22 protein-coding genes, 1 tRNA gene and 1 riboswitch are annotated in these 19,039 nt (G+C 63.5%); of the genes, 8 read left to right on the top strand and 15 right to left on the bottom strand.

Annotated elements, in window-relative coordinates:
- On the bottom strand, nt 1-329 hold a 329-nt coding region (locus IYX23_RS02770; RefSeq protein ID WP_196393484.1), incomplete at its 3' end, for a transposase.
- Nucleotides 330-614: 285 nt separating this feature from the next.
- Between IYX23_RS02770 and IYX23_RS02765 the strand changes: the two genes are divergently transcribed.
- Nucleotides 615-812 (top strand): type II toxin-antitoxin system VapB family antitoxin, encoded by a 198-nt coding sequence (locus IYX23_RS02765; protein ID WP_196391946.1) that lies wholly within the window; start codon nt 615-617, stop codon nt 810-812.
- A complete protein-coding gene (locus tag IYX23_RS02760; protein ID WP_196391945.1) occupies nt 809-1,171 on the top strand; it encodes a type II toxin-antitoxin system VapC family toxin in 363 nt (120 codons plus the stop codon). Before IYX23_RS02765 ends, IYX23_RS02760 begins: the two co-directional genes overlap by 4 nt.
- On the opposite strand, the gene gluQRS is transcribed toward IYX23_RS02760, so the two are convergent.
- Nucleotides 1,166-2,074, bottom strand: a complete 909-nt coding sequence (gluQRS, locus tag IYX23_RS02755; RefSeq protein ID WP_196391944.1) for a tRNA glutamyl-Q(34) synthetase GluQRS — start codon at nt 2,072-2,074, stop codon at nt 1,166-1,168. The two genes, IYX23_RS02760 and gluQRS, sit on opposite strands and share 6 nt — an antisense overlap.
- Nucleotides 2,075-2,202: 128 nt before the next feature.
- Here gluQRS and IYX23_RS02750 point away from each other — a divergent pair, with 128 nt between their 5' ends.
- Nucleotides 2,203-3,321 carry a helix-turn-helix transcriptional regulator gene (locus tag IYX23_RS02750; protein ID WP_196391943.1) on the top strand — a complete coding sequence of 373 codons (1,119 nt, stop codon included), beginning with the start codon at nt 2,203-2,205 and terminating at the stop codon, nt 3,319-3,321.
- A gap of 7 nt (nt 3,322-3,328) precedes the next feature.
- Here the strand turns inward: IYX23_RS02750 and cmk are convergent, their stop codons facing one another.
- The 3 genes from cmk to IYX23_RS02735 form a co-directional block, all read right to left on the bottom strand.
- On the bottom strand, nt 3,329-3,955 hold the full coding sequence (gene cmk / locus IYX23_RS02745; RefSeq protein ID WP_196391942.1) for a (d)CMP kinase: 627 nt from the start codon (nt 3,953-3,955) through the stop codon (nt 3,329-3,331).
- Nucleotides 3,952-5,298, bottom strand: a complete 1,347-nt coding sequence (aroA, locus tag IYX23_RS02740; protein WP_196391941.1) for a 3-phosphoshikimate 1-carboxyvinyltransferase — start codon at nt 5,296-5,298, stop codon at nt 3,952-3,954. Before aroA ends, cmk begins: the two co-directional genes overlap by 4 nt.
- Before the next feature lie 103 nt (nt 5,299-5,401).
- A tRNA-Gly gene (locus tag IYX23_RS02735) sits at nt 5,402-5,476 on the bottom strand.
- A 403-nt stretch (nt 5,477-5,879) separates the two neighbouring features.
- Between IYX23_RS02735 and IYX23_RS02730 the strand changes: the two genes are divergently transcribed.
- Nucleotides 5,880-6,377, top strand: coding sequence for a hypothetical protein (locus tag IYX23_RS02730; protein ID WP_196391940.1), 498 nt, complete (start codon nt 5,880-5,882; stop codon nt 6,375-6,377).
- Nucleotides 6,378-6,523: 146 nt separating this feature from the next.
- On the opposite strand, the gene IYX23_RS02725 is transcribed toward IYX23_RS02730, so the two are convergent.
- Genes IYX23_RS02725 through IYX23_RS02715 form a run of 4 tightly spaced genes read right to left on the bottom strand, consistent with a single transcriptional unit; the run spans nt 6,524 to nt 9,277 of the window.
- A complete protein-coding gene (locus tag IYX23_RS02725) occupies nt 6,524-7,522 on the bottom strand; it encodes a c-type cytochrome (RefSeq protein WP_196391939.1) in 999 nt (332 codons plus the stop codon).
- 40 nt (nt 7,523-7,562) lie between these two features.
- Nucleotides 7,563-7,826: a DUF1214 domain-containing protein gene (locus IYX23_RS20595; RefSeq protein WP_348643616.1), complete on the bottom strand. Its 264-nt coding sequence runs from the start codon at nt 7,824-7,826 to the stop codon at nt 7,563-7,565.
- Nucleotides 7,771-8,127 carry a hypothetical protein gene (locus IYX23_RS20590; RefSeq protein WP_348643615.1) on the bottom strand — a complete coding sequence of 119 codons (357 nt, stop codon included), beginning with the start codon at nt 8,125-8,127 and terminating at the stop codon, nt 7,771-7,773. The genes IYX23_RS20595 and IYX23_RS20590 overlap by 56 nt, the downstream gene beginning before the upstream one ends.
- 34 nt (nt 8,128-8,161) lie before the next feature.
- A complete protein-coding gene (locus tag IYX23_RS02715; RefSeq protein ID WP_196391938.1) occupies nt 8,162-9,277 on the bottom strand; it encodes a 2'-deoxycytidine 5'-triphosphate deaminase in 1,116 nt (371 codons plus the stop codon).
- A gap of 268 nt (nt 9,278-9,545) precedes the next feature.
- On the opposite strand from IYX23_RS02715, the gene IYX23_RS02710 reads away from it, so the two are divergent.
- Together IYX23_RS02710 and IYX23_RS02705 are read left to right on the top strand one after the other, a co-directional pair.
- Complete coding sequence (locus IYX23_RS02710; RefSeq protein ID WP_196391937.1) at nt 9,546-11,063, top strand: vanadium-dependent haloperoxidase; 1,518 nt, start codon at nt 9,546-9,548, stop codon at nt 11,061-11,063.
- A 104-nt stretch (nt 11,064-11,167) separates the two neighbouring features.
- Nucleotides 11,168-11,246, top strand: a riboswitch (SAM riboswitch).
- Between the two features lie 78 nt (nt 11,247-11,324).
- Nucleotides 11,325-12,530, top strand: coding sequence for an O-succinylhomoserine sulfhydrylase (locus IYX23_RS02705; protein ID WP_196391936.1), 1,206 nt, complete (start codon nt 11,325-11,327; stop codon nt 12,528-12,530).
- A gap of 121 nt (nt 12,531-12,651) precedes the next feature.
- On the opposite strand, the gene IYX23_RS20430 is transcribed toward IYX23_RS02705, so the two are convergent.
- From IYX23_RS20430 to IYX23_RS02680, 6 genes are all read right to left on the bottom strand, one after another.
- The gene (locus tag IYX23_RS20430) at nt 12,652-12,783 is read right to left on the bottom strand and encodes a hypothetical protein (RefSeq protein ID WP_281431767.1); all 132 of its coding nucleotides are present in this window, start codon (nt 12,781-12,783) and stop codon (nt 12,652-12,654) included.
- Nucleotides 12,784-12,897: 114 nt separating this feature from the next.
- Complete coding sequence (locus IYX23_RS02700; RefSeq protein WP_196391935.1) at nt 12,898-13,305, bottom strand: hypothetical protein; 408 nt, start codon at nt 13,303-13,305, stop codon at nt 12,898-12,900.
- 4 nt (nt 13,306-13,309) lie between these two features.
- Entirely contained in the window at nt 13,310-13,540 is a 231-nt protein-coding gene (locus tag IYX23_RS02695; RefSeq protein WP_051080411.1) for a hypothetical protein, read from the bottom strand.
- Nucleotides 13,541-13,653: 113 nt separating this feature from the next.
- Nucleotides 13,654-14,058 (bottom strand): DUF2946 family protein, encoded by a 405-nt coding sequence (locus IYX23_RS02690; protein ID WP_246716432.1) that lies wholly within the window; start codon nt 14,056-14,058, stop codon nt 13,654-13,656.
- Nucleotides 14,059-14,187: 129 nt separating this feature from the next.
- Nucleotides 14,188-16,773: a TonB-dependent receptor gene (locus tag IYX23_RS02685; RefSeq protein WP_246716431.1), complete on the bottom strand. Its 2,586-nt coding sequence runs from the start codon at nt 16,771-16,773 to the stop codon at nt 14,188-14,190.
- 148 nt (nt 16,774-16,921) lie between these two features.
- On the bottom strand, nt 16,922-17,287 hold the full coding sequence (locus IYX23_RS02680; protein WP_196391933.1) for a hypothetical protein: 366 nt from the start codon (nt 17,285-17,287) through the stop codon (nt 16,922-16,924).
- A 190-nt stretch (nt 17,288-17,477) separates the two neighbouring features.
- On the opposite strand from IYX23_RS02680, the gene apaG reads away from it, so the two are divergent.
- Both apaG and argE read left to right on the top strand, forming a co-directional pair.
- Nucleotides 17,478-17,870: a Co2+/Mg2+ efflux protein ApaG gene (gene apaG / locus IYX23_RS02675; protein ID WP_018408112.1), complete on the top strand. Its 393-nt coding sequence runs from the start codon at nt 17,478-17,480 to the stop codon at nt 17,868-17,870.
- Nucleotides 17,871-17,879: 9 nt separating this feature from the next.
- Complete coding sequence (gene argE / locus IYX23_RS02670; protein WP_196391932.1) at nt 17,880-19,037, top strand: acetylornithine deacetylase; 1,158 nt, start codon at nt 17,880-17,882, stop codon at nt 19,035-19,037.
- Nucleotides 19,038-19,039: the final 2 nt, after the last annotated feature.

Below are 19,039 nucleotides of genomic sequence, written 5' to 3'. Positions count from 1 at the left end.
CGCGTCGCTTGCGCGAAGCGCGCGATGACCGCGGCGTCGATCGGATCGGTCTTGGCGCGCCGACCAAGCGCCTGCGCAAAGTGACGCACCTGCGCCGGATTGACGACGACGATGGGCAGAGAGGCGGCGGCAAGCGCCGCAGCGACCACGGTCTCGAAGCCGCCGGTGGCTTCGAGCGCGATCAGCGCGGGCGACAGCCCTTTTAGCCGTTCGACGAGCTGCGCAACGCCTTCGCCATTACGCGCCACCATAAAGGCCGCGCCTTGCGGAAGCGCATGCACATCAAGCCGGTCTTTGGAAACATCGATCCCGACATACACAGCGTCCATCATGTCCCGTCCTTGCCTAAGCGGGCTTCGCTTCGCGCGGCCCAAGCGACTGTTCGGGTTCGATGGAACGGCAGACGGGCGGCCAAGCTGAGGAACGGGCTCGATCGCCCGAGGATGAGCCGGCGTCCCGTCCGCCACCGCAGCGGCGATGTTAGCCGATCCGCCACGGTTTAAGTTACAAGGATGAGGAAGCCCTTGAACCGATCGCTCTGCGGAGAACCGGCGCCGGCATTGTTGTTGTCATCATATGATGCTATTTTCTGTGCTTTTCTGATAGGAGCACGCATGCGCACGACGATCGCGCTCGACGATGAACTCGTGGCCAAGGCCCAGGATTTCACAGGACTTACGGAAAAGTCCGCGCTGATCCGCGAAGCGCTCAAGGCGCTTATCGAGCGAGAAAGCGCCCGAAGGCTGGCGCGTCTCGGGGGCTCGGAACCACAACTTCAAGACATTCCCCGACGCCGATCGACCCCGAAGTGATTCTCGTCGACACATCGATATGGGTTGACCACTTCCGTCAAACGAATGTTCGGCTCGCCGCTTTGCTGAACAACAGCGAAGCATTGGCGCACAGCTTCGTTATCGGCGAGCTCGCGCTTGGCAATATGGCCAACAGAAACACCCTGCTGTCGCTGTTGCGCAATCTTCCGAGGGCGCCGCTTGCCGGCGATGACGAAGTCCTGGAGCTGATTGACCGGCGCGCGTTGCATGGCGCGGGCATCGGATATGTCGACGCCCATCTGATCGCAGCAACGCTGCTCGCCGCGCCGGCGTCGCTTTGGACGGGAGATAAACGACTGCAATCCGCCGCTGCGCGCATCGGAATCTCGGTTCTATAGGCCCACGCGCCGGCGCACGTCGGCTGGCGTCCAGCCCTCCGCGCGCAGCGCCCGCAGCGCCGTCGAAGCGACGCTTTTCGCGAGCTTCTCGCCCTTCTCGTCCAGAACGAGGCCGTGGTGCCGATAATTCGGCGCCGGAAGGTCGAGCAGACGTTGCAGCAATCGATGCAGGCTCGTCGCCTCAAACAGATCCTTGCCGCGCACCACGTCGGTCACGCCCTGCAGCGCGTCGTCGACGACGACAGCGATATGATAGCTCGCCGGCGTATCCTTGCGCGCGAGGACGACGTCGCCCCACTCCGCCGGATCGGCAGGAACAGGCCTCCCCTCTCCGTCATCGCGAAGCGGCGCAGCCGGATCGCTTCGCTCCGCCCCCGGGAGCGCCCCGACTTCGCGCCACGTCAGCCCCTGCCCTGTGAGCCTCGACGCCCTGCGCATGTCGAGCCGCAGCGCGACGCCGCCTTTTGCGAGAACCTCGCGCGCCGTACGGCGCGGTTTAACGCGACATGTCCCCGGATAGAGCGGCGAGCCGTCCGGGTCGCGCGGCCAGCCCGGCTTGCCAGCCGCAATTCGAGCGATGTCGGAGCGCTTGCAGTCGCAGGCGTAAATGAGCCCCATCGCGTCCAGGCGCTCGAGCGCGCGGGCGTACTCGCCGAATTGCTCCGACTGACGGCGCACGGGCCGCTCCCAATCGAGTCCGAGCCAGGCGAGATCTTCATAGATCGCCGCCTCGAACTCAGGTCGTGCGCGGCGCGTATCGATGTCCTCGATGCGTAACAGCAAGCGCCCGCCGCACTCGCGCGCCAGATCGAAATTCAAAAGCGCCGAATAGGCGTGTCCAAGATGCAAATAGCCGTTCGGCGACGGCGCAAAGCGGAAAACGCGGTGTTCCTTGGACGTCATCAGCCTACTGGGCGGGCGGCGTCTGACTCGCCGGCGGATCGACTGCAGGCTCTCCGGCGCCAGTGGACGAGCGCCGAGGCTTGCTTCAAAATGATTCGATTAAAGTCTTTAAGCCATTGGATTTAGGCATGCCAGATTTCGAATCTCTTGTTGACGACATCTACGAAGCCGCCGCCGATCCTGATTGCTGGCCGCGCATCATGCATGACATCGGCAAGGTTGCGGAAGCCGCCGGCGGCGTCCTCATCGCCCGTCGGGCCGACGCATGGCTCGGCTGGCGCTGCTCAGTCGCGCTCGAAAAAGGAGCCGAAGCATTTTTTAGCAGCGGCGGCCTTCAGCGAAGCCAGGTTCTCGGCCGGCTTCTCGCCTTCAATCGCGCCGGCTTCGTCTCCGATCAGGAAGGCTTTACCGAAGAGGAATATGCGGAGGAGCCGGTCATCAAGGAGTGGTGCGCGCCCAACGGCATTCATCATTGCACGGCGACCGCGGTGCCTATGCTCAATGGCGATCTCGTGATGTTTCAGATCAAGCGGCGAAAGGGAGAAGCGCCTTTCGGCCCCGCGGAACTGGACCGCCTCGACGCCCTGCGCCCGCATCTCGCCCGCGCCGGTCTGCTCGCCGCCCGTTGGCGACTTGAGAGATTACGCTCAGCGACCGAGGCGCTCGCGACCCTCGGCATTCCGGCGGCGATACTGGACGTCGACGGTCGCGTGCTGGCGGCCAATAGGCTGATCGAAGATCTCTCCTCGCATCATGTCTGGATGCCGCGCGACCGGATCGCGCTGATTGAGCCCGCCGCCGACAAATTGTTGCGGGGCGCGATCGCCGATCTCGGCAATCCTGCCGCAACATCTGTGCGGTCCTTCCCCTCAAAAGGGACTGGCGAACGCCGAGTGGTGATGCATCTGATCCCGGTCACCGGCATTGCGCGCGATCTCTTTGGCGGCGGATTGGGCGTGCTGATGATCACCCATCTTACGCGGCCAGCGACGTTGGACGCGGCGCTGGTGCAAAGCCTCTTCGATCTGACGCCGACCGAGGCGCGCGTCGCGGGGAGTCTCGCCGAGGGGCTCACGCTCGATCAGATCGCCAAACGTCACAAGGTGAAGTTGAGCACCGTCCGCAGCCAGGTCAAATCCGTGTTCGCGAAAACCGGCTCGAACAGGCAATCCCAAATTGTCGCGCTGCTGGCGGCGCAGCCAAAAATTTGGCGCCCGCCGCTCGAACTCGAACAGTCCCAGTTGTAAGTACAGTTCAGCGCCGCGCCTCGACGATCGCGAGCGCGGCCGCGAAAGCCTCCTCGATGTCGAGGTCGCTCGTGTCGAGCGTCACCGCGTCAGCGGCCGCCTTTAAGGGCGCGGCGGTGCGCGCGCTGTCGCGGGCGTCGCGCTTCTTCACATCTTCTAGAATGGCGGCGTAGTCGGCGTCTTCGCCGGCGCGCGCAAACTCCAGAGCGCGGCGGGTGGCGCGCGTCTCCGGCGCGGCGGTGACGAAAATCTTCACCTTCGCGTCGGGGCAGATCACCGTGCCGATGTCGCGACCGTCGAGGACGGCGCCTTCCGGCCGCGCTGCGAAACCCCGCTGCATGTCGATGAGCGCCGCGCGCACCGCCGGCATCGCGGCGACGACAGACGCCGCCTCGCCCATGTCGCGGGCGCGCAACCGCTGTTCGTCGAAGTCAGTGAGCGACAGGCTGCGCGCGGCGGCGACCGCAGCTTCGACGTCGTCGAGCGGCAGCCCCTCCTCCAGCAGCGCGCAGGCCGTGGCGCGGTAAAGCAAGCCGGTGTCGAGATGCGGCAGGCCGTAATGCGCCGCAAGACGTCGCGCCAACGTGCCCTTCCCCGACGCCGCGGGGCCGTCGATCCCGATGACGAAGCTCACGAGAAGCGCGCTCCGAGTCGCTCCATGAGCGGTCGAAACGCCGGAAAGCTCGTCGCGATCATCGTCTCGTCGTCGACTGTGACTTTCTTCTCCGCGGCGAGCCCCATGACCAGAAAGCTCATGGCGATGCGATGATCGAGATGCGTCTCGACCATGCCGCCGCCGGCGACCCTGCCGCCGCGCACGATAAGATCGTCGCCGATGATCTCGCAGTCGACGCCATTGGCCTCAAGCCCGGCGGCGACCGCCTCAAGCCGATCCGATTCCTTCACCCGCAATTCGGAGAGCCCGCGCATGCGCGTTTCGCCTTGTGCAAAAGACGCCGCGACGGCGAGGATCGGATATTCGTCGATCATTGAGGGCGCCCGCGCCGCCGGCACGTCGACGCCGGCAAGATGCGAGAAGCGCGCGCGAATGTCGGCGACCTCTTCGCCGCCCTCCTCGCGCCTGTTCTCCAACGCGATATCGGCGCCCATTTCCTGCAGCGTCGTCAGCAGACCGCTGCGCAACGGATTGGTCATGACAGCTTCGATGACAATATCGGAGCCCTCGACGATCAGCGCGGCGACGAGCGGAAAGGCGGCCGATGACGGATCGGCGGGAACCCGCACGTCGCGCGCGATCATTTCCGGGCGCCCTTCGAGCGTAACCTTGCGGCCATGCGGGCCGTGAGGCGCGCTCACGACCTTAGCGCCGAAATGCGCGAGCATTTTCTCGGTGTGATCGCGCGACGCCTCGGCCTCGATCACCGTCGTCTGGCCGGGCGAATTCAGTCCGCAGAGCAGCACCGCGGATTTGATCTGCGCCGAAGCGACGGGCGTCTTATATTCGACCGGCAGCGGCTCGCTCGAACCCTGCAGCACCAGCGGCAGGCGGCCGCCTTCGGCCTGTTCCAGAACCTGGGCGCCCTGCAGCGCCAGGGGATCGAGAATGCGCTTCATCGGGCGTTTACGCAGCGAGGCGTCGCCGTCGAAGCGCGCGAGGATCGGGTGGCCGGCGACGACGCCCATCATCAGCCGCGAGCCAGTGCCGGCGTTGCCGAAATCGAGGGTCTCGGTGGGCTGCAGCAGAGAGCCGAGCCCGGCGCCCCAGACGCTCCAGCGCCCGTCCGCATGGCGCAGGATTTTCGCGCCAAGCTGGCGGCAGGCCTGCGCGGTGCGCAGCACGTCCTCGCCTTCGAGAAGCCCTTCGATCTTCGTCTCGCCGATCGCAAGCAGGCCGAAGATCAGCGCGCGATGCGAGACGGATTTATCGCCCGGCGGGCGCACGCGGCCCGACAGCGGCCCGGATCTATGGGCGCTGAGCGGCGCGGGGGGAGCGTGAGCATGGGCGGCGTGCGGCATAGTCGCTTTCGGTCGAGCGCGATTCAATCGCCATCCGCTTCGCACTTTTGGCGACGATGCTCAACCGCGGCGAACCGCGGAATTTTCTCACAGCGCGGTGGATTGGAGCGGGCGATGGGAATCGAACCCACGACATTCAGCTTGGGAAGCTGACGTTCTACCTCTGAACTACGCCCGCGCGCTCCCTTGTGTAACGCGGCTGGCGGCGCGTTTCAACGGAGCAGCGTGTGAGGCGAGAAGAGGCCTCGCTCATCTTGAGGAGCGCCGAAAGGCGTCTCAAAGGAAGAGAACGCCCTTCCTTGACGGAACAAATTTGTCAGCGCTAGTATGACTAACTAGATAATTGATCATATTAAGCGGAGCCTTGTATTCAAGGAGCCTCGAATGTGGAGCAGAGAGACTTGGCTGTTCGTCATCCTCACTTGGATTGCCCTAATCATTGGTGGAATCATCGTGGCGGTCATCGAAAGTCGGCATCAAAATCGGAAATAGGCTCCGTGATCCGACAGCAGCTTTCAAACCCTGATCGCTGAGAGCAGGCAGTGCGAAGACTCGCTCTATTACCATTGGCGTCAGCCGCTATGGCGGTCGCGGGCGCCACCCTGGCGGCGACCGCTGGAGAGCCTGGAAACTATCTTCAAAAGGATATCTCCACTGCAAAGATCGTTGAGACCAGCCGTGGTTATGTGGTTGATGTGAGCATCCTCGCGTCTGACTTCGAAGAGATGTTTCAAAAGTCGTTCAACGAGCGACGAGGAGTCGACCTTTCCGTCCCCGGCGCTTTGGAGCTGGAGATTGGTAGATTTGTCGCCAATCGCGTCACGATGCGCGGCGCGGATGGAACGCCATGTCCAGGTAAGGTCAAGCGCTCCGGCGAGGATCCCGGCAATGACGAGGGCGTTCTGGTGTCGATGAGTTTTGAGTGCCCCGGTCACGACGCGGTCTACGACGCGAACAAGCTTCTCGCCACCCACAGCTCTCGTGCGTGGCAGGTTGTCACGATAAGCCGCGGCAACGCACATGGCCAAGCCATGATCAATGCTGAAAGCCCGCCGGTGCGCCTTGCCGAATTCCGTTGATGCTGCCTAGGCCACGGCCAACCGCGCACGCTTACTCCCAGAATTTGCAATATTGATGGCTCCGTGAAGTCGGCTCCTTTGCGGAGGGCCCCAATCGGTCCTCCGACGCGTGGTTGCCGCGCGTATCCGATCTCGTCTGTTCGCGGTTACTTCACATTCGGATTCCTCACCTCGCCCTTCTCCTTTTCGATCTCTTTCAACTTCGCGCGGATCGGGCCGTAAGGGCCGTATTTGTGCTGCTCCTCGGAGAAGCCGTCGGCATAGGGGCCGTAAGGCGCGTCGATCGGCTTCTTCAAAAGGTCGGGAAAATCCTTTTCCAGCCCGGCGCGCTGCGGCCTCGGTTTTGAGATCATCAGCGCCGCGACGTCCCAGGCCTCTTCGGGCGAGAGGCGCGGGTGCAGATAATCGACGCCGTCCGGCATATTGGAATGGATGAAAGTCGCCGCCGTGATCAGCCGCGCCATGCCGGCGCCGTCGTTAAAACTGTCCGAGCCCCAGAGCGGCGGAAAGGCGTAGCCCGCGCCATGCCCGGGCAGGCTGTTCTGCACGCCGGCGCCGTCGACGTTGTGGCAGCCGATGCACCGCGCTTGATAGATGTCGCGCCCGCGCGCCGGATCGGCGGCGCGCTCGAGCTCCGGCACGGTCCCCGCGCCGAGCCCGGGAAGTTTCTCCCCCTTGCGCACGCCGGTCGACAGAAACTGAATGTAGGCGACGATGGCGCGCATCGGCGCGGACGAAACCGGCAAAGGGCGGCCGTTCATGCTGCGCGTCATGCAGGAGTTGATGCGGTCTGGAAGCGTGATCTGCGCGCCGATGCGCGCGCTATAGGCGGGGAAATCCTCGGCCAGTCCGAAAATCGGCAGACCGAATTTCTTTACTCCCGCGTCGAGATGGCAGTTGCCGCAAGCGAGATTGTTGCCCGCAAAGCGTTGCGCGCGGTCGGGCATGTCCGGACCGATATGGGAATAGGTCGCGGTGATGAGATCGCGCCCTTTGCGGACCAGCTCGCCATGCGCGTTGTAAGGCAGCGCGTCGACTTGCGGAACCGCCCAGAATTTCGCGCTCGATGCGCCAAGCTCTTCAGCGGCGACGGACGTCGCGAGCAAGAGCGCCGCGAGCACGGCTCCAAGAAATGCCTTACGCATGGGTTCGCTCCGCCTTTTGACGTTCAAGTTCAGACCACCGCTATTTGCTGGGCGTCGCCTCGGGAAACTTCCACTTGCCGTTCAGCGCTTCCGCGCGCGGCCTGTAGAGGCGGACGGTGTAATTCCACCCCGGCATGATGCGCAGATAATTCGGCGCGTTGGGATCGCCGCCGAAATGAATCGTGACTTTCCCATCCTTGTCCTTGTGCGCGGTGACGTTGTTCACCGAGATCGCATTTTCCGGCGCCTCATAAAATCCTTTGGCGTTGTAGACGGTGACCGACCAGAAGCCCTCGACCGGCACGTCTCCGACGGTCAGCGTGTACGGCGTCTTCCCATCGTTCTCTCGTCACCGGCGAGGTCAGGTCGAATACGCCGCTGCTGTAGGGCGTATCGCGATTGAGGCGAATGACGGCTTGCTTGTCGACCGGCATCGGTCCGCGTTCGCCGCAGAGCTTCGCGAAGCAGCCGGCGTCAGCCCTCGACTGCATGTAATAGTCGGTTTCCGCCGGCTTGAAATTATCGACCGTGACTCGCTCCGCGGCGAGCGCGGGCGCGCAGGCCAGAACGATCGCAGCGAACAGCGACGCCATCGAAATCTGCATTCAAGACTCCTGCCTAAATGAAGCGGCCTTGCAGTCAGTCCGCCATGAAATGTTTCGAGAGCTTGAGGCCCTGCCCCTGGTAGTTCGACACACCGCTTTGGCCGTAAAGAGATTCAGGCGTTTCGGCCATGTGTTCATAAACGAGGCGGCCGATGAACTGGCCGTCTTCCAGAATGAAGGGCACTTCGCGCGAGCGCACTTCGAGGACGGCGCGGGCGCCCGGTCGCCCATCCGGGCCAGCGCCGAAGCCGGGATCGAAGAAGCCAGCGTAATGCACCCGGAACTCGCCGATCGCCGCGTCCATCGGCGCCATTTCGGCGGCAAGATCGGGCGGAATGGCGAGGCGCTCTTGCGAGGCGAGGATATAGAAATCGCCAGGATCGAGAATGAGCCGGCCGTCGCGCGCCGGCAGCCGCTCCCAATAATCGTCGATGTGATAGGCGCCGATCCGATCGACGTCGATGACGTCGGTGTGCTTCTGCGCGCGATAGCCGATGATTCCCCCGAACGCGTCGGCGTCGAGCGCCACGCGCAGCACGACGCCATCCCTCAAATTGAGCGGTCCGTCGACGAGCGGCGATGTGCGATGCAGTTCGGCGAGCGCCGCGTCGCCGAGCGTCCCGCTCTGCGCATGCGCGCGAAAACGCAGTTGGTTCAACCGCGTGCCGGTGCGAACCCGCACCGAAAAGCTGCGCGGCGACACTTCGGCGTAGAGCGGACCGTGATATCCGGGGGCGACCTCGTCGAAGCGGTCGCCGCGATCCGTGATCAGCCGCGTGAAAATATCGAGTCGCCCCGTCGAGCTTTTCGGATTGGCGGCGCCGAGGACAGCGTCGCCGAGCGCCAGGCTTTCCAGAAGCGGCACGACATAGAAGCAACCGCGCTCCAGCACGGCGCCGTCGCCTTCAAGCGACATCTCGTCATATTTGAGCGCGGAGAGGAGCTCGTCGACGCCGCGCCGCTTTCCCGGCAGGAAACTGGCGCGCACGCGATAGGCCTTGGAGCCGAGCCGCAGATCGAGACTGGCGGGTTGAATCTGCCCATGCGCCAAAGGCGCGGCGAGGCGGATCTGACCGGCGTCGGCCATCGCCTGAATCTGCCGGCTGGAAAGCACGCCGCCGTACTTCGCCAGGGCGTTCACCGGCTCCATGCCTGCAAGCGCTGCCCGCCCGGCGCAATTATATCCCTCATTCGCATGACGCGGCCGAACTCCTGTTAGCTTAGGCTGCTCTCACTTCTAAAGCAGGGCGAGCAATTTTTGCAGCGCCTATGTGCTTTTGAAAGGAGATTCCCCGCTGCAAGGGATTGAAAGGCGTGCCTCTGGAGCACGCGTGACTGCGACCTCGCGCGTTCCTAACATTTAATGCTGTCTGCATCGGCATCGCGTGAAGCGATTTGAATATTTATTGGAGGTTAATATGCACGATTACGTAATGATGTGGAACTCCATCGCATTGGAGCTCAATCGCCGGGACCACACCGGCAAGATGAACGCCAAAAACAATAAGGGGCCCACGCTGAGTTCGCGGGCCCTCGCGATCTTCCATCTTGCAATGCACGATGCGTTTTTCGGACGACAAAACGTGCAGTCCGTATTCAGCGGGATCGATGGGCTGAAGACGCCGACCATGACCTATCTACCGGCGGCGCTTATTGCATCCCTTAATCCCCCTGCTGGCGGCGTCTCGACGGAGGGAGCGGCCGTCTCGGGCGCCGCGTCAACCGCGCTGTTGGATCTCTATCCGGATTTCAAAAGCATCGTTTATGAGGCGCTGAACGGTTTCGACTTCAATCCGACGATGAGCGGAAATCCGGCTTTCGAATTCGGCGTCAGGGTCGCGAAAGCGATCCTCGCCGACCGCGAGAACGACGGCGCCCGTGACCTCGGCGCCGTTCCAGAGATGGAGCGGTTCTGGCGCCATCGTGAGGATCCCTCTGATCCCGGACAAGGCTTGCTTGGCGCGGTCTACGGAACGACGAAGCTGTTTTCGGCCTCGAACATCCCCACCATCGCCGACCATCCGGTCCCCCGCTCCACAGCCTATGACGCGGCGCATGATCTCGTGCGCGACAAAGGCGTGAAAATCGGCGGCTCGCGCACGCCATACGAAACGCTGCTTGGCTATTATTGGGCCTATGACGGGGCGTCGCAGATCGGGACGCCGCCACGGCAATACAATCAGGTTGTCCGCCAGATCATTGCGCAAAACGTCAATGGTCCCGCGCGGCCAGCCGCCTCCGCGCGCTTGCTGACGCTTGTCAATGTAGCGATGGCGGACGCGGGCATCGCCGCCTGGTATCATAAATATGTCTATCAGCTGTGGCGGCCCATTCTCGGCATTCGCGAATATGACAACAGCTTCTGGCAGGGTAAGGGCTATGAAGCGAATTCGTTCGGGCTGCACAAGAGATGCGACCCCTGGTGGACGCCGCTTGGTTCGCCACGCACAAATGAGCCAGGACGTCGTAGCTTCACGCCCCCCTTCCCGGCTTATCCTTCGGGACATGCGACCTTCGGCGCCGCCGCCTTCGAGATCACGCGGCGCTTCTTTGGCGTCGCGTCCACCGCTCCCGACAATCTCGCCTTCAATCTCGTTTCCGACGAACTCGACGGACGCGCTGTCGCCGAGGACGGCTCCTTCCGCGAGCTACATCGGCGACACTATCCATCGTTGCTGCAGGCGATGTTCGACAATGCCGTCAGCCGTCTATACCTCGGCGTTCATTGGCGCTTCGACGGCCTTGGCGATAATGTCGGAGATGCGGCGGACATCCTGACAGACGCAAGCCATGTCGGCGGGGTGTCTCTCGGACGCAAGCTTGCAAATGACATTTATGATAGTGGCCTGGCAAAGAGCGCCGCGCCGCGTAAGCCGGGAATCACGCCCAAAAAACTGCCTGGCGTGAACCTGCCTCCCGGCACGCCAAACGCCTGAGGCGGAGCCTATATCGAAGGCCTGCTGAGTCAGCCTGCCCAGGGCTGACCGGCGGGCCTTTCCGTGATCGACCTCCGATTGACAGCCACCCCTCTTTCCCGCTTATTCAACGACGTGGTTATTTGAGCCGGCCGGCTTGCCGCCACGAAAAACAACGCGCTAAAAGGCCGGGTCTCCCTAAGGAAGCCCCGCTTTTTTGCGTAGCAGCGCCGTTCGGCGCGCATCAAGCGAATGGCGCGCCTTCGCGCCAAGGGAGAACCAATGTCCGCCGACGCCCCGCCCCGCAGGCCGCTCAAACCCGCGACGCAACTCGTGCACGGCGGGACGCAGCGCTCTTCCTTCGGAGAATTGTCGGAGGCCCTCTACCTCACGCAGAGCTTCGCCTATCCGACGATGGAGGCGGCCGAAGCGCGCTTCAAAGGCGACGAGCCGGGCTTCATCTATTCGCGATTTTCAAACCCCACCGTGGCGATGTTCGAGCAGCGCATGTGCCTTCTGGAGGGCACGGAAGCGGCACGCGCCACGGCGAGCGGCATGGCGGCGGTGACCGCGAGTCTGCTCGCCCAGCTCAAAGCGGGCGACCATGTGGTTTCGGCGCGCGCGCTTTTCGGCTCCTGCCTCTATGTCGTCGAGGACCTGCTGCCGCGACTGGGAATCGCGTCGACGCTCGTCGACGGCGCCGACATCGAACAATGGAAAGCCGCCGTCCGTCCCGAGACGAAGCTCTTCTTCCTGGAAAGCCCGACCAATCCCGGGCTGGAGGTCTATGACCTCAGCGCGATCGCCGATATTGCGCATGAGGCCGGCGCGAAGCTCGTGGTCGACAATGTCTTCGCTACGCCGCTTTTACAGAAGCCCTTCGATTTCGGCGCCGACGTCGTCGTCTATTCCGCGACCAAGCACATCGATGGGCAAGGCCGATGTCTTGGCGGCGTGATTTTGGCCTCGCAGGCGCTGATCGAGGAGAGCGTCCACAATTTCCTGCGCCAGACCGGTCCGGCCATGTCGCCGTTCAACGCCTGGGTGATGCTGAAAGGGTTAGAGACCTTGCCGCTGCGCGTCGCGCAGCAGACCGCGAGCGCGGCCAAAATCGCCGACTTCCTGGCCGAGGAGAAGGCCGTCAGCCGCGTGCTTTATCCGTTCCGCGCCGATCACCCGCAGACCGATCTGGCGCGTCGCCAGATGTCGGGCGGCGGCACGCTGGTGAGCTTCGATATGGCGGGCGGCAAGGCCGCGGCGTTCCGCCTCGCCAATGCGCTGGACGTAATCAAGATTTCCAACAATCTCGGCGACGCCAAGAGCCTCATCACCCATCCGGCGACGACGACCCATCAGCGGCTGACGCCGGAAGCGCGCGCGTCGCTGGGAATCGGCGACGGGCTGCTGCGCCTGTCGGTCGGCCTCGAGGACGCCGACGATCTCGTCGACGATCTCGCGCGCGGGCTGTGGGCCGCCGCGCGCGCCTGAGCTTTACGGCTAGAGCGCTTCCCGATCACATGGAATCATGTGATCGATAAGGAATCGCTCAAAATCAAGACGTTAGAGCAGGTTCTCATCGAAAAAGTCTGTCAACTTTTTCGGAACCTCTCTACGCGCCGGGCCGCCTCTTGCGGCGGGCGGGGGTTTTCGCCTCCTGCATCGCGCATTCGGCGATGAAATAGGACGCGGCGAGTATGGCGCAAAGCGTCTCAAGCACGACGCCCATGATAAGTTCGTTCATCAGCATGCCCTTTGGAAAGCAATCGCGGCGGAATGGTGAAAGTCGAAGCGGCGGCCCGCGGCGGCGGCGGGAGAAGAGAGTGAACGCCGACGCAGGCCTTTTCGCGACGCAGCGTTAGGCCTCCGGCGGGGCGCGCGGGCGGTGAGCTGGGCTGGGACGGGGCGTCGGCGCGACGCAGTCCGCCACCGTCCGCGCGAGCTTGAAGCTCGGGACGGGCGTCGCGCCGATCGGGCCGGGCCGCGCCTGAAGAGGCGCGAGACCGCTGCAAAACGCCTGACAGAGGATACAGGCGGAGCGATCGTTTTTGGGGCCCAGCCGCCCCGCAAGCGCGCCGGGTTGGGAGGCCCCCGGCGCGAAACAGATAAAGAGTTGAGCGAGAAGACGCCCCCCGACGCCCGACTCGGCGACGCCGCGCGCGAGCGGCGCGACAGCCCAGAGCGACGCCGCCGAGAACAGCAGAATCGCGCCAAACCGCGCGTGCGCGCGACGCAGCGATGCGAGCCAGAACGCCGACGGGGACATCGGTTCAGATCGCGTCGGTCAACGGCCGCGAGAATCTTGCGCGTCGTTCGAGGTCGATGAGGCGAATGACGCGCTGGTCATTGCCGCGCCACAGAGGCGTCGCCGGCACGATGGCGGCGAGCGCCGCCATGCCCGGCGCATGACCCGGCTGCGCGCGCTCTCGCTCATTCAAAGATTCGAGCGTCGCGCCGGCGACGAGGCTTTCCCTCGCGCTCGGCTTACGTTTACGAAACATGGGCTTACTCCCGTCCCGCCGCTTGACGCGGCATTGTCCTTAAGCTGCGCCCGATGCTGCGCGCGCCCGGAATCCGGGCGATACGCGCAAAAGGCGCGACAGCGTGCGAAGGATCAGGAGTTGGCGGGAGGCGCTCGCGCCTGTCGGGAAAAATCCTGTAGGCGGGTCGGCAGGGCGCAGTCCGCCACCGTCCAATCAAGCGCTGTCCATTGGACGGGCGCCTTGCCGAGATGAATGACGCGCGCAGCCAGCGGCGCGACGCCATCGCAATGGTTTTGACAAAACAGACAGACGTCCCGGTGGCCCTTTGCGTGGGCCGGGGCCTGTGATTGGTCGCTCGAGGCGACGTCGGTAAAGCAAAATTCGCTGACGGCGTCGCCGGCGCCCAGCCGCGACGCGACCTGCGCCGCCGCAGGCGCAAAGGCCTGAACGGTCAGCGCGAGCGCGAACAGCAGAACTGTCAGCCAGTTACGACGCATAAAGTCTTGAACCCTGGAATCGGCGCGCATGGCGCGCATGCGGAATTCACATGCGCGCGCTGATGTAAGCAAAAAGCGAAGGCCACGACAAGTTAATCTTGGGGCGACCGCCTCGCCGCGGCAAAGCGTCTCAGCACGACGATCGCACTCTTGGAACGCCCTGGCGGCTTACCTGACCGCCGCCGTGCCTCCGGAACCACCCCGGTCGATCGTTACGCCCGATCCGTCCGGGCCGCCGAAGTCATAGTTGAGCGCGATAAAGAAGGTGCGCTGCGGATAGGGATTCGGATTCACATAGGCTTTCCAGCGGCCGATGTTGTTCACGCCGACGGACAGCCACCAATTCGGCTCGAGCCGGTATCTCGCCTTCATATCGAAAACGAGGATTTCACTGTCCACATTGCCGTAATTGTTGTGGTTGAAGTCGGTGTTCGCAAAGGTGACGAACGCCGGGGACGAGTAGCGCGCGCCAAGGGCGAAGGACATGTCGGGATTGGGGCTGTAGCTCGCGACGCCGCGAAAGCGAATTCTGGGGACGCGGGGAAACTGATTGCCCGCAAACAGAATGCTGTCGAGATTGCGGCTCGAGAGATTGCTCTGAATTTTTGCGTCTGTGAAGGTCAGGCCGCCCTCGAAATCCAGTCCCGGAACGAGAATGTCCTTCATATGCGCCGCCGCCTCGATGCCGCGAAACCGCACCTTGTCAAGATTGGCGATTTGCGAGACCTGCGTGCCGAAGATGGAGAGCGCGGTCTGGCTGGCGATGGCGTTCCAGCGATCATCGAGGAACAGGCTGATGCGCGGATTGAAGAGCCCGATCGCGCCGCCGAATGCGTCGATCGTGCGATACTCGCCGGTCAGATCGTAACAGGTGCAGATTTCAGGCTGCAGATTTGGGTTGTTGATGAGCACCGAACTTGGGCTCGACAGAGACTGGAACAATTCTGTGACTGTCGGGAATCGGTAGGCGCGCGCGATCGAGCCGCGCAAGGAGAGTTCCGGCGTGAAAAAATATTCGAGCGCCGCCTTCGGCGAAAAGGCGCCCTTATAGGAATCTGGAAAATAGGTGATGTTCGCGGCTCGACGCGGAATGCCGACGAGCGGCTGGCCGGTAGGGTTCGAGGCGAAACCGAAACCGCCGGTGGCGTTCATGCCGCCAAAGGCGCGCCACCACTCGCCGCGCGCGCCGGCGGTGAATTTCCAGTCCGGCAGAGGCCGCCAGACTTCCTGAACGTAGACGCCTTTCGTTTCGGTCTTGCCGAAGTTCAGCGCCTGGATTCCCAGATAAAAATTGTTGGGCCAGGACACGGTGCTGGTCTGCTTGGTGGCCAGCGAATAAAGATCGCCGTGGGCGCCGAACGACACTTCATGCTTGCCGAGGATGTCGTAAGGCGGGCGCCAAATAAAGCGCGCATCGCCGGTGCGCCAGAAGGTCCCGCCATTATTGGTGTTCAGCCCGCGCGGATCGAAATTATAGGCGGTTCCCGCATTATTGACGCGCGGTCCGTAGGATTGCGCGTTATTGGTGAAATCGCGCAGGAAGTTGAACGACGTCGCCGACAGATCGAAATCGAAGACGCCGCCGGTGTCCTGTCTGAGCTCGAACGCCTGCATCAGGTGATTTGCGGCGCCGTGGCCGGGATTGACGCCGCCCGGCGTGACGGAATAGGGGCCAAGCTGCACCCGCCCGCTCTGGGTGTTGTAGATCGGCACGCCGTTCCTGTCGTTAATGAAGCTTTGGACGCTGGTGGTGTTGTTCAGCGTCCAGAAACCGACCTGATATTTGGCGCGCAGAAGCGGCAAGATGTCATAGGAGACTTTGACCTTCGCCAAATCGGTTTGGACATAATCGGCGCCTGCGGCTGCCGTAATGATGCGCGGACGACCCTGTTGGTCGAAGTCCTGGAAGCCCCCGGAGAACGCCGAACCAGCGCCCGGCGTCAAAAAGTTGCCGGGAAATGTTTGCGCCTGTCCTTGATTGTCCAGGTGTTCATAGCCGACCCAGTAACGGAAGTCGTTGATGCGATCGCCGACCAGGACGTTTGTCACGCCGCCGAGATTGAGTTCTTTCCTGCCATAAAGGCTGAACGGCTGCACCGCCACGGTGCCCATGGCGTGGACCTCGAAATCGTCCGGCATGCGCGTCGTCATCGTCAGCACGGCGCCGATCGAATTGCCCGGATAAAGCGCCGAGAACGGCCCGTACATCACATCGACGCGCGAAATTTCGGCCGGGGAAACCATGCCCCAGCGCGGCGCGAAGTTGAAGCTGTTGCCGAGCAGGTTCGAGAGCAGCACATTGTCGGCGTAAACCAGCGTCAGCGCGCTCTGAATCGTGCCTGTGGTGCGTGTCGAGACGATCGCGTTGCGATCGCCAATATAGCGCTCGCGAATGAGAATTGACGGCATATATCTGAACGCGTCGGAAGAGGTCATGATATTCGTGGTTTTTTGGATCTCTTTGCGCGTCCTGCTCTCGACGACCGCCGGAATGTTCGCCGGCAAGGTGCGGCTGAACGGCGCCGGCGCCGGCTCCGCGTAACGATCCGCCAAAGCGGGCCCCGGCACAGGCGCCGCGGTGGTGACGCGTCCCTGCCCGCCGACGGGTCGTCCGACAGGACCCGGCCGCACAGGGCCGCGGGCCCCGCCGACGCTGATGGTGGGAAGCGCCTGCTGCGCATCGGCGGCGGAAGCGGCGACGAGGCTGATGACGGCGAGAGAGGCTCCTCCAAGGAGGCGAGAGCGACGGATCATGACGGTATTCCTTGGGCGCCGACGACAGTCGGCATAACGCGAGAGCGGCCGCAGCGTTGAACGCAAGCGCATGCGGACCAGTGACGTGGAGGCTGTTTCGAGCAGCGGCGAGAACCCGGACGGCGCGCTCTTGCGCGCGCCAGCGGTCTCAGGCGCGTGAGAAGGGCGGCGCCCGTGCGCTGTGCGCGCGCGACGATCGCTCAAAGAGCGATCGCACCGCGTATGTGGGCGCCTCGATCAGCGCATATTCGCCCAGCGCGACAACATAGTTCGAGGCCAGCGAAACCCAGGCCGGCGGCGGCTCGCCGCATAAGAGACAGGAATGGCAGCTGTGCCGATGGCCAAGCCGATCGTTGGGCGCGGACTGTTCCCCTGCGCGCAACTGATGGCAATGAGCTGCAATGGTCTCTTCGGGAGAGATCGAAGCGGCGCGCGCCAGCCCGGCTCCGCCGGCGACGGTCTGGATGACCATGGCCAGGATAAGGAGTAGCGTGCGAAGCGTCGTGAGCCGCATTTTGATTCCGGTCAAAACTGACAACCCACTATTTACAATTCACTGCATCACGGATAGTCGCGGCGCGACGAAATGAGTCCGAAAAGTAGTTGGTGTGTCCATTGGGCCACAGTCTGTGATCGTTCGCGCGCCGATCATTGCCCAATCAAAAACGTTTCACTTTGCCGGCGCCCGTTCTAATCTTGCCTCCATGTACATCTCCATCACCAGAGACATTCAGGTCACGGCGCTTCCCGACTTCCTGCCGGATCGCTCAGACCCCGACCAGGATCGCTACTTCTGGTCCTATACGATCGAGATCGCCAATCTCGGCCGCGTTCGGGTTCAGCTTTTGTCGCGTCACTGGGTCGTCATCGACGCCAACGGGCGCCGCGAGGAAGTGCGCGGACCGGGCGTCGTCGGCGAACAGCCTGTGCTGGAGCCCGGGGAGACGTTTCGTTACGCCTCAGGCTGTCCGCTTGGCACGCCTTCAGGGATGATGCAGGGCAGCTATCGGATGATCACCGACGCCGGCGAAACCTTCGACGTCGAGGTGCCCGCATTCTCGCTCGACAGTCCGCTGTCGCGTCCGACGCTGAATTAGGCCGGCGCGATGGACCGCCTGGAAGACGCGATCGACATGCTCTCCCGATTGGTCGCTTTCGACACGGTGAGCTCCAAATCCAATCTGCCGCTGATCGATTTCGTCGAAGCTTACCTGCGCGAACAGGACGTGCGCTTCGTGCGCGCGCCGAACGCCTCGGGCGACAAGGCCGCCCTCTTTGTGACGATCGGCCCCGACGCTGACGGCGGCGTTCTCCTGTCCGGCCACACAGACGTCGTGCCGGTCGCCGGGCAAGCGTGGACCGGCGATCCGTTCACGCTGCGGCGCGACGCGACGCGACTCTACGGGCGCGGCGCGGTCGACATGAAGGGGTTCGACGCCGCTTGCCTCGCGATGATCCCGGAATTCAAGGCGGCGCAGCTGTCTCGCCCGATCCACATCCTCTTGAGTTATGACGAGGAGACCACCTGTCTCGGTCCTCTCGACGTCATCGCGCGGTTCGGGGCGGACCTGCCGCTGCCCTCAGCCGTGATTGTCGGCGAACCGACGTCGATGGAGGTCGCCGACGCGCATAAGAGCGTCGCCACCTATGTGACGCGCGTGCGCGGGTTCGAGATCCATTCGGCGAATCTGCATCGCGGCGTCAGCGCCGTGCATGTCGCCTGCAGGCTCGTGTGTGAGCTGGAGCGCCTCGGCGAGGAGTTGCGCGCGGCAGGCGATCCGAGCGGGCGCTTCGATCCGCCCTTCTCGACCATTCACGTCGGCGTGATTCACGGCGGAACGGCGCGCAATATTGTCGCCAAGGACTGTGAATTCCAGTGGGAGTTTCGAGCGCTGCCGGGCGCGCCGCCAAATTTCGCCTACGACCGGCTGGAAGCCTATTGCGATGCGCTGAGACGAACGATTTTCGTCGGCTTTCCAGACGCCGGCGTCGAGACCACGATTGAGAATCAGGTGCCGGGGCTCGCGCCGCAGCCGGGCTCCGAGGCGGAGACCCTGGCGCTGCGGCTCGCCAGGCGCAATGAGACGATCGCCGTCCCCTATGCAACCGAAGCCGGTCAGTTTCAGCGCGCGGGCGTGGCTGCCGTCGTCTGCGGCCCTGGCCGCATCGACCAGGCGCACCAGCCCGACGAATTTATCGACATCGCCGAGCTGGCAGCCTGTCTTGAGTTCCTGCGCGGCCTAGCGCAGCAACTTCGCGCCTAAGT

The organism is Methylocystis sp. L43 (genome assembly GCF_015709525.1).
Lineage (GTDB): Bacteria > Pseudomonadota > Alphaproteobacteria > Rhizobiales > Beijerinckiaceae > Methylocystis.
Note: the sequence above shows the minus strand (reverse complement) of the source record. Positions and strands in the feature narration are given on the sequence as shown.

What these genes read in the sequence shown, in the direction of transcription:
- IYX23_RS02765 (WP_196391946.1), top strand. Translation starts at nt 615, where the DNA reads ATGCGCACGACGATCGCGCTCGACGATGAACTCGTGGCCAAGGCCCAG.
- gluQRS (WP_196391944.1), bottom strand. Translation starts at nt 2,074, where the DNA reads ATGACGTCCAAGGAACACCGCGTTTTCCGCTTTGCGCCGTCGCCGAAC.
- IYX23_RS02750 (WP_196391943.1), top strand. Translation starts at nt 2,203, where the DNA reads ATGCCAGATTTCGAATCTCTTGTTGACGACATCTACGAAGCCGCCGCC.
- aroA (WP_196391941.1), bottom strand. Translation starts at nt 5,298, where the DNA reads ATGCCGCACGCCGCCCATGCTCACGCTCCCCCCGCGCCGCTCAGCGCC.
- IYX23_RS02730 (WP_196391940.1), top strand. Translation starts at nt 5,880, where the DNA reads ATGGCGGTCGCGGGCGCCACCCTGGCGGCGACCGCTGGAGAGCCTGGA.
- IYX23_RS02725 (WP_196391939.1), bottom strand. Translation starts at nt 7,522, where the DNA reads ATGCGTAAGGCATTTCTTGGAGCCGTGCTCGCGGCGCTCTTGCTCGCG.
- IYX23_RS20590 (WP_348643615.1), bottom strand. Translation starts at nt 8,127, where the DNA reads ATGCAGATTTCGATGGCGTCGCTGTTCGCTGCGATCGTTCTGGCCTGC.
- IYX23_RS02715 (WP_196391938.1), bottom strand. Translation starts at nt 9,277, where the DNA reads ATGGAGCCGGTGAACGCCCTGGCGAAGTACGGCGGCGTGCTTTCCAGC.
- IYX23_RS02710 (WP_196391937.1), top strand. Translation starts at nt 9,546, where the DNA reads ATGCACGATTACGTAATGATGTGGAACTCCATCGCATTGGAGCTCAAT.
- IYX23_RS02705 (WP_196391936.1), top strand. Translation starts at nt 11,325, where the DNA reads ATGTCCGCCGACGCCCCGCCCCGCAGGCCGCTCAAACCCGCGACGCAA.
- IYX23_RS20430 (WP_281431767.1), bottom strand. Translation starts at nt 12,783, where the DNA reads ATGAACGAACTTATCATGGGCGTCGTGCTTGAGACGCTTTGCGCCATA.
- IYX23_RS02700 (WP_196391935.1), bottom strand. Translation starts at nt 13,305, where the DNA reads ATGTCCCCGTCGGCGTTCTGGCTCGCATCGCTGCGTCGCGCGCACGCG.
- IYX23_RS02695 (WP_051080411.1), bottom strand. Translation starts at nt 13,540, where the DNA reads ATGTTTCGTAAACGTAAGCCGAGCGCGAGGGAAAGCCTCGTCGCCGGC.
- IYX23_RS02690 (WP_246716432.1), bottom strand. Translation starts at nt 14,058, where the DNA reads ATGCGCGCCATGCGCGCCGATTCCAGGGTTCAAGACTTTATGCGTCGT.
- IYX23_RS02685 (WP_246716431.1), bottom strand. Translation starts at nt 16,773, where the DNA reads ATGATCCGTCGCTCTCGCCTCCTTGGAGGAGCCTCTCTCGCCGTCATC.
- IYX23_RS02680 (WP_196391933.1), bottom strand. Translation starts at nt 17,287, where the DNA reads ATGCGGCTCACGACGCTTCGCACGCTACTCCTTATCCTGGCCATGGTC.
- apaG (WP_018408112.1), top strand. Translation starts at nt 17,478, where the DNA reads ATGTACATCTCCATCACCAGAGACATTCAGGTCACGGCGCTTCCCGAC.
- argE (WP_196391932.1), top strand. Translation starts at nt 17,880, where the DNA reads ATGGACCGCCTGGAAGACGCGATCGACATGCTCTCCCGATTGGTCGCT.